The 15332-nt window shown below is 41.1% G+C and carries 17 protein-coding genes and 1 tRNA gene; 8 read left to right on the forward strand and 10 right to left on the reverse strand.

Annotated features, from left to right (window positions below):
* Positions 1–42: 42 nt before the first annotated feature.
* Both AC1DFM_RS05080 and AC1DFM_RS05085 read right to left on the reverse strand, forming a co-directional pair.
* On the reverse strand, positions 43–663 hold the full coding sequence (locus AC1DFM_RS05080; RefSeq protein ID WP_477075647.1) for a hypothetical protein: 621 nt from the start codon (positions 661–663) through the stop codon (positions 43–45).
* A gap of 86 nt (positions 664–749) precedes the next feature.
* Entirely contained in the window at positions 750–935 is a 186-nt protein-coding gene (locus AC1DFM_RS05085) for a hypothetical protein (RefSeq protein WP_477075648.1), read from the reverse strand.
* A gap of 339 nt (positions 936–1274) precedes the next feature.
* Here AC1DFM_RS05085 and AC1DFM_RS05090 point away from each other — a divergent pair, with 339 nt between their 5' ends.
* Positions 1275–2123 carry a hypothetical protein gene (locus tag AC1DFM_RS05090; RefSeq protein WP_477075649.1) on the forward strand — a complete coding sequence of 283 codons (849 nt, stop codon included), beginning with the start codon at positions 1275–1277 and terminating at the stop codon, positions 2121–2123.
* Positions 2124–2472: 349 nt separating this feature from the next.
* The gene (locus AC1DFM_RS05095; RefSeq protein WP_477075650.1) at positions 2473–4077 is read left to right on the forward strand and encodes an NAD(P)/FAD-dependent oxidoreductase; all 1605 of its coding nucleotides are present in this window, start codon (positions 2473–2475) and stop codon (positions 4075–4077) included.
* A 117-nt stretch (positions 4078–4194) separates the two neighbouring features.
* Here AC1DFM_RS05095 and AC1DFM_RS05100 read toward each other — a convergent pair whose 3' ends face one another.
* Positions 4195–5373: a hypothetical protein gene (locus AC1DFM_RS05100; protein WP_477075651.1), complete on the reverse strand. Its 1179-nt coding sequence runs from the start codon at positions 5371–5373 to the stop codon at positions 4195–4197.
* Between the two features lie 164 nt (positions 5374–5537).
* The gene (locus AC1DFM_RS05105) at positions 5538–6476 is read right to left on the reverse strand and encodes a helix-turn-helix domain-containing protein (protein WP_477075652.1); all 939 of its coding nucleotides are present in this window, start codon (positions 6474–6476) and stop codon (positions 5538–5540) included.
* Positions 6477–6619: 143 nt separating this feature from the next.
* On the opposite strand from AC1DFM_RS05105, the gene AC1DFM_RS05110 reads away from it, so the two are divergent.
* The 5 genes from AC1DFM_RS05110 to AC1DFM_RS05130 are packed head-to-tail and all read left to right on the forward strand — an operon-like array spanning position 6620 to position 10915.
* The gene (locus tag AC1DFM_RS05110) at positions 6620–7471 is read left to right on the forward strand and encodes an aldo/keto reductase (RefSeq protein WP_477075653.1); all 852 of its coding nucleotides are present in this window, start codon (positions 6620–6622) and stop codon (positions 7469–7471) included.
* A 54-nt stretch (positions 7472–7525) separates the two neighbouring features.
* A complete protein-coding gene (locus AC1DFM_RS05115; RefSeq protein WP_477075654.1) occupies positions 7526–8611 on the forward strand; it encodes an alpha/beta hydrolase in 1086 nt (361 codons plus the stop codon).
* A gap of 33 nt (positions 8612–8644) precedes the next feature.
* Positions 8645–9376, forward strand: a complete 732-nt coding sequence (locus AC1DFM_RS05120) for a carboxymuconolactone decarboxylase family protein (RefSeq protein WP_477075655.1) — start codon at positions 8645–8647, stop codon at positions 9374–9376.
* Positions 9377–9386: 10 nt separating this feature from the next.
* Positions 9387–10454 carry an alpha/beta hydrolase gene (locus AC1DFM_RS05125; protein WP_477075656.1) on the forward strand — a complete coding sequence of 356 codons (1068 nt, stop codon included), beginning with the start codon at positions 9387–9389 and terminating at the stop codon, positions 10452–10454.
* A gap of 11 nt (positions 10455–10465) precedes the next feature.
* On the forward strand, positions 10466–10915 hold the full coding sequence (locus AC1DFM_RS05130; protein WP_477075657.1) for a cupin domain-containing protein: 450 nt from the start codon (positions 10466–10468) through the stop codon (positions 10913–10915).
* 33 nt (positions 10916–10948) lie between these two features.
* Here AC1DFM_RS05130 and AC1DFM_RS05135 read toward each other — a convergent pair whose 3' ends face one another.
* From AC1DFM_RS05135 to AC1DFM_RS05160, 6 genes are all read right to left on the reverse strand, one after another.
* Complete coding sequence (locus tag AC1DFM_RS05135; RefSeq protein ID WP_477075658.1) at positions 10949–11497, reverse strand: YcxB family protein; 549 nt, start codon at positions 11495–11497, stop codon at positions 10949–10951.
* Between the two features lie 168 nt (positions 11498–11665).
* On the reverse strand, positions 11666–12064 hold the full coding sequence (locus AC1DFM_RS05140) for a hypothetical protein (RefSeq protein ID WP_477075659.1): 399 nt from the start codon (positions 12062–12064) through the stop codon (positions 11666–11668).
* Between the two features lie 171 nt (positions 12065–12235).
* Positions 12236–12985, reverse strand: coding sequence for a hypothetical protein (locus tag AC1DFM_RS05145; RefSeq protein ID WP_477075660.1), 750 nt, complete (start codon positions 12983–12985; stop codon positions 12236–12238).
* Between the two features lie 458 nt (positions 12986–13443).
* Positions 13444–13650 (reverse strand): hypothetical protein, encoded by a 207-nt coding sequence (locus AC1DFM_RS05150; protein WP_477075661.1) that lies wholly within the window; start codon positions 13648–13650, stop codon positions 13444–13446.
* A gap of 424 nt (positions 13651–14074) precedes the next feature.
* Positions 14075–14145: transfer RNA gene (locus tag AC1DFM_RS05155), tRNA-Gln, on the reverse strand.
* A gap of 77 nt (positions 14146–14222) precedes the next feature.
* Entirely contained in the window at positions 14223–14681 is a 459-nt protein-coding gene (locus AC1DFM_RS05160; RefSeq protein ID WP_477075662.1) for a DUF4126 family protein, read from the reverse strand.
* Between the two features lie 263 nt (positions 14682–14944).
* Here AC1DFM_RS05160 and AC1DFM_RS05165 point away from each other — a divergent pair, with 263 nt between their 5' ends.
* Positions 14945–15277, forward strand: coding sequence for a magnetosome magnetite crystal formation protein family (locus AC1DFM_RS05165; RefSeq protein ID WP_477075663.1), 333 nt, complete (start codon positions 14945–14947; stop codon positions 15275–15277).
* Positions 15278–15332 lie beyond the last annotated feature (55 nt).

A 15332-nucleotide genomic window follows, 5' to 3' on the forward strand; every position in this document is an offset into this window, starting at 1 on the left:
TCTTTTATAACAAAAAATTACTCCTACCTACCACCTCAATATTCAAGGCCAGTTTGCCTGTTTTCTAGGCACGAAGAAAGCTTTAATACAATTAGGATTTCGGATACATATTTGCAGGTGTGATTTATCGTTAAATGCAGCTCCTCTGTACACAGGCTTTCCTTCTACAAAAATGCCTCTTACTGTATCAAAAACAGGCATAGATGTTTTGTCTGTAATTGTATGAACATTTGAAAGCACTGCACAATCCAGCGCTCTAATCACCTTATCTTTTGAGCGGCCTTGCCCTATCGGGTTTTTATTGACAGGCAACTTCTCCCCATCCCTTAAAGCAGAGTCTTTTAGACTCTCGTATGAAAGTTGTATCATATTAATAAATCGCTGATCTGATAAATCCAGGCAATTCCCAAGGTTGAATACGGCGCCAAGTACAGAAGGCTTTTCAATGTGTACCTTGGGAGGAGGATTGGTTGCGTAATGTATGGCGCGCTCATAATTATTTTGCCAGAAATACATTCCTTCTCCTAGCCAATCCCAATTATTCTTACTTGATTTAAGCATCGTATGTTGCAGAACAATACGATCTCTTATATCTTCGTCACAGCCATGAAAGCCGATAAGTAAACCTGGGTCGGATGAGTATAATAACTTTGAGGTAGTCATTGAACATGTGGTATTTTATAGTATTTTATTTGTGTTTTTCAATAATATATGGAAGTGGTCAACAAGCAAGTATCACTGAGATTAAACTATTTTTTAGATGCCGATTTTTTAGTGGCTTTTTTTGATGCCGTCTTTTTTCCCGAAATAGGAATTAAAAGATGTCTAATACCCAGTTCATCAAGCAACTTCGCTGCCTCTTCCCGAGATTCAGAAACACGTTTTCTTTGCTCGATTAAAGCATTACAAAGGATTTGGTAAGTAGCGTCTGTCATATAAATATATTTTTAGTGAAAAAATCTTTTTAAAGAACTCAACTCATTAACTATTTCTTGTTACCCTTATGCTACAAAATTAAGTGCTATCCTCATTTTCCGGTTGCTCATGTTGATCTAATTTTACGGTTATTGATATTACCTCTATCATCTATCGTTTCTGGATAACAATGATGATAATTAAGAATCATTGAACTAATAAAATTCAATATTTCCTCTTCTTCACATCCGCACCCACAACGGAGATGTATTCTACGATCCGTTAAAAGAAACCTTACCATTTCCACAAAAAAAACCTGAAAAAAATCTCCATTCCGGCAGTTTTCTGTAAATTAACATATGCGTTTACTCCTCCTTTCCATGCTTTGTACCTTGTTTGCTGCTGCATCAGTAGCTCAAACAGTGACACCCGATATACTCGGTCGTCTTGAAACGGATAAGATCCGGGAAGCTTCTGGCATCGCTTCCAGCGTGCCTTTAAAGGGCTGCTATTGGACGCATAACGATAGCGGCAATAAACCGGAAGTATATCTGCTCAATCACAAAGGTGCGTTGATCAGCACTATCAAACTGGAAGAAGTCAGCAACCGCGACTGGGAAGATATTGCAGAAGGCATCGGGCCGGAAAAAGGAAAGTACTATGTATATGTTGGCGACATCGGCGACAATGCCGGCATCCGTAAACACATCCGCATTTATCGTTTTCCCGAACCGGAAAAAATGCCTGCAGAAAAAGAAAGTGTCACACCCGATGTACTCACGCTGAAATTCCCCAATGGCGCCAGAGATGCAGAATCATTGATGATAGATCCTATTGGCAAACAAATTTATATTATCAGCAAAAGAGAAAAAGAAGTTAGTCTTTATAAAGCCGGTCCGCTATTTTTCAAAGATGGCGATAAAGTCATGCTGGAAAAATTGATAAAGCTCCCTTATACCTGGGTAACTTCTGGAGATATTTCTAAAGACGGCCACCATATTGTGATCAAAACATTAACCACTGTCTACTACTGGCACCGGAACGCCAATGAAAGCGTGGAAGAAGCCATGTCTAAACCTGCGAAAATACTGCCGTATGTGGTAGAAAAACAGGGAGAAGGTATCACCATTACTCCGGCCAACGATGGTTATGTAACCATCAGCGAAGGCAAAAATGCACCCATCTATTTTTATAAATGGAAATTCTAATCCACTCCCTATCCATTTAACAAAAATAAAACCCTTTACCGTATAGGCGCTGCGTTCAAAGCCGCAGCCAAAGTAGTAATGCTGCTGTCGCATTTCAGTAACTACTCCTATACTTGTATAGTGCGGGCAGCCCTCATCATCTGCTGCTAACCCAAAAAAATATACACCCTCAAAACAGGTAATTCCTTCACCAGAAATACCTGCATAAAACCATTTTGCTATGCCAATGTTCAACAGGTTCCGCCTTTTTTACATCCGGGGAATACCTCTCCAACACCTTATGATAAGTACTCTGATTACCACCATCTGCTCACCTCAGCAATCACTTATTTAATAACCTCATTCGCTCATGCAAAAGAAAGCTATCATCATCGGCGCCGGCCCGGCAGGGCTTACCGCCGCCTATGAACTCTTACAGCGCACCAGCATTATACCGGTAGTACTGGAAAAAAGTACCGATATCGGTGGCATTTCCAAAACAGTCAACTATAAAGGTAACCGCATCGATATTGGAGGACACCGTTTCTTCTCCAAATCTGATCGCGTGATGGACTGGTGGATGACCATGATGCCGCTGGATAAAGAAGCAGCGGAAATATTCTCTATCAGCTACCAATCGAAAACGAGGGAAGTAAAAGCACCCCGCAACAACAATAACAATACCGACACACTGGTAGCCACTGATCCGGACTTGATCATGCTGGTGAGACAACGCCTGTCACGCATCTACTTCCTGAAAAAATTCTTTACCTATCCCATACAACTTTCCATTGATACCCTGAGAAAACTTGGCTTCACCACCACCATCAGTATCATGTTTTCTTACCTGTGGGCACAAATATTTCCCAGGAAAAATGAAAAGTCGCTGGAAGATTTCATGATCAACCGCTTCGGCAAAACCCTCTACCACCTTTTCTTTAAAGACTATACAGAAAAAGTATGGGGTATTTCCTGCAGCTCCATTTCTGCAGAATGGGGCGCACAAAGAATCAAAGGTATCTCCATCGGTAAAGCGATCGCACATGCTGTGAAATCAGCCATCGATGCGGGTAAACCGAAAGATCTCAAACAGAAAAATGTAGAAACCAGCCTGATTGAACAATTCCTCTACCCCAAACATGGCCCCGGCCAGCTCTGGGAAGAAGTAGCTCACCAGGTGATCAATAAAGGCGGCACCGTACTCATGCAGCACGATGTCAAAAAAATTCATACTTCCGGCAACCAAATTGTTTCCATTGAAGCACTCGATCGCGCTACCGGCGAAGTAGTCACCCTCGAAGGCGATTACTTCTTCTCTACCATGCCTATTAAAGAACTGGTGGCCGACCTGGAAGCGAATGTACCTGCCAATGTACGGGAGATTGCGGCAGGACTGCATTACCGCGACTTCATCACCATCGGCATCTTACTAAAAAACCTGAGCTTTGAAGATAAAAAAACAGGTCAGCATCAACCATTATCTTTAAAAGATACCTGGATTTATATACAGGAAAAAGATGTAAAAGTAGGACGCCTCCAACTCTTCAACAACTGGAGCCCCTACATGGTAAAAGATCCCGATACCACCTGGGTAGGCATGGAATACTTCTGTAATAAAGGAGACGATTTCTGGGAGCTGACAGATGAACAAATCAGGCAAACTGCCATCACCGAACTCTGTAAAATCGGACTGGCACAACAGTCGGATGTACTAGATGCTACCGTGCTCAGGATGGAAAAAACCTACCCCGCTTATTGGGGTACCTACGAACGCTTCGAAGAACTGAAGGCGTATATTGATACGTTTGAAAATCTGTTCCTCGTAGGTCGTAATGGTATGCACAAATACAATAATTCCGATCACTCTATGTTAACAGCCATGGTAGCGGTAGACAACATTACCAACGGTATTGTTACCAAATCCAATATCTGGTCTATTAATACAGAGCAGGAATATCACGAAGAAAAAAAATAACCCATTAATTCCACCAGGAAACTTTGTTTTGAATGACGGACTTCAGAACAAGGTTTCCCGGTAAGCTACTACCTAATAAAAAAACCGCTACAGGAAATGTTTGTAGCGGTTTCTTATTTACTTAGCGGCCAATATCAACATTTGCACCTTGGTATTAAAATCTTCTTTCGTAATGCCGGTTATCTCTGCTAAAGTCCTGAAATAGTTGCTATTCCCCGCCTCAAGCTTCCCACAACATAATAGTTCCATTACTTTCGGGAACCCTTTCTCCGCTTCAATCATTTTTACGATCAATGCATTAATCGCAAAATCAGCTTTTAAAGGGCGTTGAGCGTCCTCTGAAAAATTGTACGACTCATTATACAAATTAAGCCAGTTAGCGTCCGGATGAGCCGCTGCATAGCGTTTAACGATATCCATGATCTTAGGCCAGGGAATGCCCCAGCTGCCCCCGTATAAATAGGCACATCCTTCATCCACCGGACGATTAATTTTTTCCACAGATACCTTGCTATGCAGCCGGTCGTGCCACAGATCGTGGATATCCACCTCATTAAATCCGTCCTTGTTATCTGCACCCGCTACACAGATGCTTTTACTTCCATGAGAAGCGCTTAATGAGTTGAAAGCAATCCCACTGTAATCTGCCTTGTACTGCAGCCCTATCAGCTGCTGCGCTTCATTGAAATTATCGCAACAATAAAATTCAGTGGTGTAGCCGGAAAGTCCCAGCTTCGCATCAAAAGCCTGTAACTTTTGTGCATACACAGTGGCTCTTTTTTCGTTTATCCGATCCTTGTAGTGGAAAGTAACATTACTTATTCTACTGGTTTTCCAGGATTTTGTCAGCTGCGACAATGGTGAATAGAAATAATAATGTTCACCCGTTTTTTTTGCCAGGAGATGAAAGCTGGCTCTTAGCAACGGAGTACTGTCATACACCGCTCTATAGGAAAACTGAATAGAAAAGAGACCATCACTTTGCGCGGTGAGGTTGTTCAGATAACAACGATAAAAATACTCATTCTTATATTTAGCACTTCTTTCGACACCATTCAACTCATCGAGTAAGGCAGCCGTTTCCAGCGCATATTCCGGCGCTACACGGGTATTGCTGTCCAATGGTTTGTTTTTCTGCGCCAGAAAATCGTTCAAATCATTGAAAAGTTGTGCCTTCACTGTACTGTCGGTAATCGGAATCCGGATACCGGGAAGGATTCGGATGTTAGTTTGTTGCGCTTGTGCAAATGGAATCTGGAGAAGGAAGAACACGGGGAAAAGCCATGTATAACGCATTACATTTGTTTTTGAGGATTAAATAGGTTTCAGTGTATTAATCTATGAAAATTGGCGGAGAATGATCTTTTCAAGATGCAAAAACCGCGCTGGCTGAAAATAAAAAATGGACAAAATAGCATCATTCTATTTTGTCCATATCTATCGGTTTTAATGAATCTCTATCAATTAACACTCCTATACTCATTCGGCGTATACCCTACACGGCTCTTAAAAAACCGGCTAAAGTGTTGTGGATACTTAAACCCCAACTCAAATGCAATTTCGTTGATCGTTTTATCATTATCTAAAATCATGCTCTTAGCAAGATCTATAATTTTATACTGAATATATTCTTGCGCCGATTTCCCGGTTTCTTTCTTGATCAGATCACCAAAATAATTGGGAGATAAATGAAGGTCATCTGCAAAATAGGCCACAGACGGTAATCCGTTACTATCCGTTTTTCCGGAAGAAAAATAACTATTCAGAGAAGCTTCAAATTTCTCCAGTATCCCTTTGTTCACATGCTCCCGGGTAATAAACTGACGGTCATAAAACCGCTCACAATAATTCAGGAACAATTCAATATTGGATGCAATCAATTTTTTGCTATGCTTATCAACCGGCTGACTTAATTCATATTCAATTTTAGCAAAGCAATCCAAAACGATTTTCCGTTCCTTCTCTGATAAATGCAGGGCCTCATTGGTATTGTAGCTAAAAAAACTATATTCATTCAATGTCTTGCCCAGGGGAGTACCTTTAATTAAATCTGGATGAAACACTAATCCATGCCCTACAGGTTGATAATAATCAACTTTGTTTTCCACATCAAGTACCTGACCAGGGGAAACAAATACCAATGTGCCGCTTTCATAGTCATAGTAATTACACCCATACTTTATATCACCGCAATGTACTTCTTTGAGGAAAATACAGTATAAACCAAAGGTCATCCGGGAACCCGTCCTTTCTTTTGCCTTTGAGAAATCAATCACACTGACTAAAGGATGTAACGTTTCATGGTTATTGAAAGCATTGTATTCGCTTACAGTATCAAATTTATATGTCTGCGCCATGATTGTATCGTTTTTGTTAATTCTCCAAACAAAATTACCCATTCGGCTGTAACTGCAACAATAGAGGAAGCTTAATAAGTAATAGTGGTAGAACAATCCGTAATCTATATACCAACTCCTTCTTCATCAAGCCGGAACTTTGTACCATCAAAGCATGATATTAATAATACTTAAAATAAATGGAAATGAAAACGGTTAAATTGAATAACGGACTGGAAATGCCCATACTGGGGTTTGGCGTTTTCCAGATTCCCGACCCGGCAGAGTGCGAAAAGGTAGTGATCGATGCCATTGAAACGGGTTACCGGTCAATAGATACGGCCGCTTCCTATCTTAATGAAGCGGCGGTAGGCAGTGCCATCAAAAACAGTGGCATTGCCAGGGAAGAGTTATTTATTACGACCAAACTCTGGCTACAAGGCACCGGCTACGAGAAAACAAAAGCAGCCTTTCAAAGGTCTTTGGAAAGATTACAATTGGATTACCTGGACTTGTATCTTATTCATCAGCCCTATGGAGATATTTTCGGTTCCTGGAGAGCGATGCAGGAATTATATCAGCAGGGAAAAGTAAAGGCCATTGGGGTGGCTAATTTTCATCCTGATCGTATGATCGATTTAATTATAAACAGTGGTTTTACCCCCGCTGTTAACCAGATCGAAACCCATCCTTTCCATCAACAAATAGAGACGCAAAAATTCCTGCAGGAAAACAATGTACAAATTGAATCCTGGGGGCCTTTTGCAGAAGGGAAAAATAATATTTTTCATCAGGAGATGTTAGCCGGCATCGGACACAAATACAATAAAAGCATCGCACAGGTCATTCTGCGCTGGTTAACCCAACGAGGTATTGTTGCTATTCCCAAATCGGTCCGCAAAGAAAGAATGAACGAGAACTTCAACATTTTTGATTTTGAACTTTCTGCGGAAGACATGCAGGCTATCGCTACTTTGGAGACCGGCGCCAGCCTGTTCTTTGATCATAGAGATCCTGCCACGGTAAAATGGTTGAGCGAAAGAAAACTGGACGTATAAAGCGGCTTCAAACATAGCAGCGTATCTGCAACATTCACAAAACAGCGCAGGAAAATGACTAAGAAACTAATGAATTGCCTCAGCGTATGGACCCTATTATTGGCAACTACGATCACACTGAATGCCCAACATAAACAATCACCCTTAGTGATTGCCAGTCAGGGGAGCTTTGCGGTAGGAGGCACTATCATTACCACTCCGGGCATCTTTGATCTCAATAATGCCATGAGTCCACAGGGACAAACCTTTCATGGTGATCACGCCTATGTCTTTTATCAGATACCGGTAAAGGCACACAGATATCCAATGATTTTTCTACATGGTGCCGGACAATCTAAAAAAACCTGGGAATCTACTCCTGACGGGCGTGAAGGCTTTCAGACTATTTTTCTCAGACGACGCTTCGGAGTTTATCTGCTTGATCAACCACGGCGTGGTGAAGCAGGGAAAAGTAACGTTGCCTCTACCATCTCTCCTACTGCGGATGAACAATTTTGGTTCACGCAGTTCCGGATCGGCAATTACCCGGAATATTTTCCCGGTGTGCAGTTTCCCAGGGATACTGCGTCTTTAGAGCAATTCTTCCGGCAAATGACTCCCAATACCGGTAGTTTTGATAGCGATATTATAGCTGAAGCAGTATCAAAATTATTTGACAAAACCGGTGAAGGCATTCTGATCACGCATTCCCAGGGAGGCGGCCCAGGCTGGCTGACAGCCATAAAGAACCCAAAAGTAAAAGCAGTAGTAGCCTACGAACCATACAGCAGCTTCCTGTTTCCCAAAGGAGAACTACCTGAGCCCATAAAATCAGCAGGACTTTTTGGAGCACTCAAAGGCACGGAAGTCCCATTGGATGATTTCATGAAACTCACTAAAATACCTATTGTGATCTATTATGGTGATAACATCGCCGAAGAGCCTACCAGGATCTGGAATAAAGATCATTGGCGTTCCGGGCTGGAAATGGCGAGAATATGGGCGGCCACCATCAATCAGCATGGAGGAGATGCCACCGTTATTCATTTGCCGGAAATCGGGATCAAAGGCAATACCCACTTCCCTTTTTCCGATCTGAATAATGTGCAGGTAGCAGATGAATTATCAAAATGGCTACATAAAAAAGGGTTGGACAATTAATCCTTCATCTATTACTCAACACCTATTTTTTGTATGAAAGCAATTAAAATTTTTGCAGGATTCTTCATTGCATGGTGTGTTATTGCTTTTACGCTTAAAACACAAACTACGCAAATGAAACAGGAGACCTTGAATTCCAAAGAACAAAACATCATTAGTATTGCTGCTCTTGCAGCAATCGGCGATTTACCCAAGCTAAAAACGGCGCTGAATAAGGGACTTGACGCAGGATTAACGGTGAATCAGATCAAGGAAACGCTGATTCATTTATATGCCTATGCCGGATTTCCCCGCAGTCTTCGTGGATTGCAAACCTTCATGACCGTATTGGAGGCACGCAAAGCGGAAGGGATCAACGATGTGCCAGGCGCAGAAGCAACTCCCATTCATGATGAGCGCAGGAAGTACGACAGGGGCAAGGCGATACTGGAGAAATTAACCGGCGTGCCGGAAACGGGACCTAAAACAGGATACGCCGCTTTTGCACCTGAAATAGAAATCTTTCTCAAAGAGCATCTGTTCGCCGATATTTTTGAACGTGATATATTGACTTACACGGAAAGAGAGCTGGTAACAATAGCTGTACTCAGCAGCATTGGCGGAGTGGAGCCCATGTTAAATTCTCACTTGAATATTTGCCTGAATGTGGGATTAAAACCTTCGCAGCTGCAACAATTCATTGAGATCATACAACAGACCATTGGTAAAGAAAAAGCGGAAGCAGCACAACAGGTGTTGGACGAGGTACTTAAAAATAAAAAGTAAAATTTGGAAGATGAAAAAGCTAACATCCATCATGGCATTGGCCATGTCCGTATCTACTACAGATCTGGTAAATGCACAATCAATACAAAAAGAAAAACAACAAAATCCTTATACATTGGTATATGACGGCGCCATCATCAAAAATGAAAAAGGCAAAGTAAACATTCATCCGGTAAAATATAAACTGAACGGCATTGACATCTCCGCCAACGTTTATACTCCGGCGAATTATGATACGTCAAAAAAATATCCGGCCATAGCTGTTGCCCATCCTAATGGTGGTATAAAAGAGCAAACCGCCGGATTATATGCACAGCGCCTGGCGGAAGCTGGTTACATTACCATAGCGGCGGATGCCGCCTATCAGGGCGCCAGTGGCGGAGAACCTCGTCATACCGACAAACCGTTCTACCGCATAGAAGATATTCATGGTATGGCTGATTTTATCACGCAATATCCGGGAGTTGATGCCAACCGCTTAGGTATTCTGGGTATTTGTGGTGGTGGTGGTTACACTATAAAAGCAGCCCAATCGGATAAACGGTTTAAAGCCGTAGCCACCCTCAGTATGTTCAATACCGGTGAAGTAAGGCGTAATGGTTTTCAAAATTCACAGCTAAGCACCATTCAGGAACGCTTAAAACAAGCTACTGACGCCCGTGCGCAGGAAATGGCGGGCGGTAAAATAAAGTATGCCGGTGAAACGAATCCCAATCTGACAAAAGAAGAAATTGCCAAAATCCCCACCGATTTATATCGTGAAGGATATGAATACTATTTTAGAACGCATGCACATCCCAATTCCACTTTTCTTTACACCATGGGTAGTCTGCTCGACTTAATGACCTGGGATGCCACTACAAATATGGATTTAATCAACCAGCCCCTGCTTATGATGGCCGGCAGCAAAGCCGATACAAAATACATGTCGGATGAGGCTTTTAGCAAAGCAACCCATGCAAAAAGTAAAGAATTGTTTATTATTGATGGCGCCACCCATATACAAACTTATTGGATGCCTGCTTACGTAGCACAAGCCGTGAGCAAATTGGTGAATTTCTATCAGACTAATCTTTAAAATTTGGTAAGATGAAGTATGCGATCAGGTTCCTGCTGTTAAATCTTATGGTCATTTCTATGGCTTGCAACAACCATAAAAATACACCGGTTTTTCCCCAGGGTGAAAAAATCACCAACAACAACTTCACTGGCACAGCCTATCTGCAAACATTAGCGGCTACAGATAGTCTGAACACCATATCTGTTGGAAATGTAACGTTTGAACCCGGTGCCAGAAGTAAATGGCACTTGCATCCGGCGGGGCAAATACTATTAGTAATAGATGGAGAAGGATACTATCAGGAAAAAGGGCAGCCCAGGAAAATATTACACAAAGGGGATGTGATAAGATGTCCGCCCAATATTCCGCATTGGCACGGCGCCAGTGCTAACAGGGCTTTTGTGCAGGTGGCTATCACCGGAAGGGAAAAAGGCGAAACGGTATGGCTGGACGCTGTAACCGATGCAGAATATTATTAACCAATCTTATCCACTGCCGCAGCAAAGCCTGGATTATGACCACTGCCAATCATATTCTTCACAATAGGCAATCCCTTGATTAGTGCATATGTTTTTAAAAAATGTTTTAAGAGCAGGATAGGCCTGAATCTGGGCTTTGGGAAAAATGAGAAAGTCTGCGCCCTTCAGCTTAATGAAGAAGTGCTCGCTAGTTTCGGTAATATATTCAAAATTACTGAAGTAGTACTTTGCTTCCATCTGATCATTCTTTATCTCCATATATTCATCGCCAAAACTAATATCATAGAATTGCCCCACGCGGTTTTTGTAATCACTACTTTTAACCGCTCTGGCCATATATCGCTTATAATAGAAGGCCAGGTATTTGGGGAAGAAGATAAAAAATACTGCACCTATAATAAGTACCATTAAACCGATCAGCGGCCAGGAATACATCAGCAAACCTCCCGCCAGCACAATAATTACCGCAAAGAGCATACGGGCTGTCTTCCTTGATTTTTTTAGCTGGTCAGACTTTGATGCCTGGTACAACATAGCATCTAACAGTACTTTTTCATTAAGGGTCAACCTTATATTCTCCATAAATTTATACTTAAAACTAATTACCCGGGCTGTAGGGCTAATTCATTAAAAGGAAGAATTTGAAACTACTCCAGATCATGAACGTTATCTAAAAACTGTAACTACCCGTAAAATTACATTACGATAACTATTAAGTTGGTTAGAATTTTTTGCTCGTAACAATGTCTATCAACCGGGCAGTTTATCATTTTCAAATGCCTGCATCATGCCGTCTATAAAATCGTTTTTTGCGTCTGTCAGCATGTACCCGATGAGCAGATCAATATCTTCAGAAACATATGCAGCCAGGTCCGGATGGTGAGTTTTTTTTATCACTTTTTGATAAAACAACACCCTCCATTTCTCTTTGATCTGCTCTATTTCTTCCATTTCTTTCTCAGAAATATGTTGATCAAAATATGCTTCTACATATTTGTTTGCTGCTGTCCAGTTTGAATCAAATGGATCTGAATCCCGCTTATCCAAATAACTATCTACGAATTCTTCTTCGCAATATTTTTCATTGATAAAGTCTCTGTTGAATAAATTACTTATCCAATTTTCAGTAGCTGAAGTATTCAAAATCATATCATGGGTTTCTATAATTGTATTTTCGATGCAGGTTAGTACCAAATATAGTTTATTAAATGATCCCGTGATCTTTTCAAGGTTTTGAAAAGCTGCAGGTGAAAACAAAAAATGAGCAAAATGGAATCACTCCATCTTGCCCATTTTTATTGCTGTGCTCAAATAAACTATTTAGTTTTCATTTTTAATCCATTGCGCAATTACTTTCTTTTGTTCCTCAGTAAGGCTATCTGGTTTATATTTCATTTCAAGCGCTACACGATCCCCACTTGGATATAATACTTCCAATCGTACTAGCGTTGCGCCGTACTTTGCATTTAGTATTCTACTCAATTGAAGAGGTGATTCCTCCTTTATTGGTTTAAAATAAGCAACGAAATTGGCAGCACCGGTGTCTGATTTAAGTAACACACGTTTAAAATTTTCACTACCGACTAATGTATCACTTAAATCCTTAACTACTGACATGGCCAACGAATAGTCATTGAACTCATCCAAATTAACACGCTTCTCAATAGTACCTTCTTGACTTTTCACAGCCGAAGTTGAAAATGAGGTATAACGTGTGTATTTTCGCTTTTCCAAATTAATTAGATCGTACCAATCAGTTGAATAAGAAATTGTCCGAGTTGTAATTGATTCGTGGCTAATGGAGTCTCGATCCGCCATTGAATTATCAATTGTTCTGGTAACCACATTCACAAAGTATTTATCATAGTATAAATATTCCTGCGGAGGCATCACAGGAATAGGACAGAATTTGCCAGAATCCTGATTAAAGTATGACATATAAAGCAACTGAGACCCAGATGGAATTTCATGAGGCAGTTCTTTTTGTAAAGTATGCGAGGGACTGGGGGCACAGCCTCCAATTTGAAACCAAAATAAACCAAGCACCCCAATTAGGTTCAGAAAATACATGTGAATGGATTTTGAAAAATACTAGTGACTATCAAACATTTTCGATTTGAAACTCAAAAGAAAATAGAATGACAAATTTAGTTATTGAAGAAAAAATCTCTAAAATTAAATCCTTTAGTCCGGTCAATATATTTGCTATTCCCAATGTACTTCACATCAAAATGACCAGCCCTATAATCATAAACCGTTGTTTTAGCTGAGTCCAGCCATGAATACGCAGCTGTCTCAGTCCAAGAAGCATATCCTAATGTAGGTCCTGTGACATTGGCACCCTTGGGGTCATTAGTTAAAAACTTTCCTGTTTTAGGATCTCCCGTACATAAGAGTGTGGCCTCAACCGTCCAAATATTCCAAGCACTTTTTAGTAATACGTATATCTTAGCTCGATGGACAATCTGATCTGTCGTCCAAAATCTTGACCCAAGTACGGATTCCCCCCATGAAGGAGACACAGCCATCTATTCTTCCTCTGTATGTCCTCCAGGCCCTTCTCCAAAGAGCATCTTCTGGTTAACTTTTCCTGTATCAACAATAGCAGCATCGCTTTTCTTTAAGGTTGATAACCCGGAGTTTCCCTTCTTTACCTGCKACAATTGAGTGTTATCCTTTTGACAGGCGAATAAAAACAATGCAGCTACGGGCAACAAAAATTTGATGGTTCTCATAAATATACTATTTGGGTTTGGTGATAAAAACTATGGGATACTGTGGTTAATAACTGCTACTTTTTAACGTGACAATACTGGCATTCTTACTTAGCTTATCAATAAATAGATTCAGGGAAATGTTTAAGGTTAACGTTTCACTTAGACAAATTCATTGTTCTATAAAATTGAAGATATAGTAAGTTATTTAATGCAAAAAATAAAAATCTCAACTAGATATCTAGTAGCCTAAATTTAAAAATGCAATGCTTAGCTATGAAAATCGATTTTTTTTCCTGTTCCAAATGGGTAAGTACTAATTCAATGTTTGCAGAAAAAATCCATGTTAATAACTAATCGGGGCACACGGTAAGGGTTAAACGTAGCAAACTATCCAAACAAAAAAGGACAAAACGGAATCACTTCCACTTTGTCCTTTTCTTTGTTGCCCAACCTGGATTCGAACCAAGACAAGCAGAACCAAAATCTGCTGTACTACCATTATACTATTAGGCACTGTTTCAACGGGATGCAAATGTAGTTTTTTTCTTAAATAAAACAACACCTGCAAAAATATTTCTAAGAAAAAATAATTATTTCCGGATAGCCGCCGACGCGATACCCAATGCCATGGCGTCTTCTACGCCCCCTAAAGCCGCGTCTTTTATCTGGTATTTACGTCCTGTTTCCCGGCGCAAATAGAAAAAAGCATAGGCCGCAGCTACTGCTACCACTGCCCCGAGCAGGCCGCCCTTCCACGCTTTGCCGCCTTTAGCCTGGTAAAGTGTTGCTCCTGCCAAGGCGCCCGACAATGCGCGACCGGCAATACCGGCAGCGGCTATACGATTTCCTACACCCGGCGATTTATCAATAACCAGTTCACCGGCAGCCAGTGTTTTCAATACCCGGGCGGTGGTGGGTTGTTGCATAAAGCCTAAAGGCGACCGACGTAATTTGTCGGAAGGTTGCTGGTTCATGGCATAACTGGTGAAGGCAGGGCCCATGGCACTACGCATGCCGGTCACAATTCCCAAACCAATTACTTGTAACATAGAGGGTACAATTGCTTTTCTCATACCAATAGGGCATCAATCATTGTGCCACGCCGGGCAGGACCGCTGTGTATGCTTCTTTATAAAATATAGAATATTATAAATAAGTAAATAATTGATTTTAAATAACTAAAAGAAGATGTAGTCATTTTGTAGTAGCCCTTTTTCCGTAGTGTAGACACCGTGTAGTACGCCATTTCTCGTCTTTGCCATTTCCCCCTCCTACATTTGCACCACATCGTTAAACCACAAAAACAACAACTATGAAAGCAAACCAATGGGCTATGATTGCTTATATCACACTGATAGGATGGATCATTGCTTACGTAAAACGTAATGACCAAAAAAGTTCCCTGGTTAATTATCACCTGGAACAGGCGCTGGGACTGATTATCGCCAGCATCGCATGGGGAGTGGTATTAGGAATTGTGATTTCAATTTTACCAGCATCGCTGGCGGGAATACTGTCTATTGCAGGCGCATTGCCACTGGTGTTCATGGTTTTTGGAATCATCAATGCCAACAACAACGCGCAACAACCGATTCCTGTAATAGGAAAAATGTTTGAGAACAAATTTGTTTTCCTCAGAGATTAATGAAAATCCTGCCCCAAAATGTGAACCCCTTGAATGAGACTGTCTACTGTAGCCA

It is taken from the genome of Chitinophaga sp. 05T412 (assembly GCF_056396465.1).

Coding starts and splice junctions, on each gene's coding strand:
- AC1DFM_RS05135 (WP_477075658.1), bottom strand. CDS start 11,497: ATGGAGAATATAAGGTTGACCCTTAATGAAAAAGTACTGTTAGATGCT.
- AC1DFM_RS05095 (WP_477075650.1), top strand. CDS start 2,473: ATGCAAAAGAAAGCTATCATCATCGGCGCCGGCCCGGCAGGGCTTACC.
- AC1DFM_RS05125 (WP_477075656.1), top strand. CDS start 9,387: ATGAAAAAGCTAACATCCATCATGGCATTGGCCATGTCCGTATCTACT.
- AC1DFM_RS05165 (WP_477075663.1), top strand. CDS start 14,945: ATGAAAGCAAACCAATGGGCTATGATTGCTTATATCACACTGATAGGA.
- AC1DFM_RS05090 (WP_477075649.1), top strand. CDS start 1,275: ATGCGTTTACTCCTCCTTTCCATGCTTTGTACCTTGTTTGCTGCTGCA.
- AC1DFM_RS05120 (WP_477075655.1), top strand. CDS start 8,645: ATGAAAGCAATTAAAATTTTTGCAGGATTCTTCATTGCATGGTGTGTT.
- AC1DFM_RS05085 (WP_477075648.1), bottom strand. CDS start 935: ATGACAGACGCTACTTACCAAATCCTTTGTAATGCTTTAATCGAGCAA.
- AC1DFM_RS05080 (WP_477075647.1), bottom strand. CDS start 663: ATGACTACCTCAAAGTTATTATACTCATCCGACCCAGGTTTACTTATC.
- AC1DFM_RS05110 (WP_477075653.1), top strand. CDS start 6,620: ATGAAAACGGTTAAATTGAATAACGGACTGGAAATGCCCATACTGGGG.
- AC1DFM_RS05140 (WP_477075659.1), bottom strand. CDS start 12,064: ATGATTTTGAATACTTCAGCTACTGAAAATTGGATAAGTAATTTATTC.
- AC1DFM_RS05130 (WP_477075657.1), top strand. CDS start 10,466: ATGAAGTATGCGATCAGGTTCCTGCTGTTAAATCTTATGGTCATTTCT.
- AC1DFM_RS05100 (WP_477075651.1), bottom strand. CDS start 5,373: ATGCGTTATACATGGCTTTTCCCCGTGTTCTTCCTTCTCCAGATTCCA.
- AC1DFM_RS05145 (WP_477075660.1), bottom strand. CDS start 12,985: ATGTATTTTCTGAACCTAATTGGGGTGCTTGGTTTATTTTGGTTTCAA.
- AC1DFM_RS05115 (WP_477075654.1), top strand. CDS start 7,526: ATGACTAAGAAACTAATGAATTGCCTCAGCGTATGGACCCTATTATTG.
- AC1DFM_RS05105 (WP_477075652.1), bottom strand. CDS start 6,476: ATGGGTAATTTTGTTTGGAGAATTAACAAAAACGATACAATCATGGCG.
- AC1DFM_RS05160 (WP_477075662.1), bottom strand. CDS start 14,681: ATGTTACAAGTAATTGGTTTGGGAATTGTGACCGGCATGCGTAGTGCC.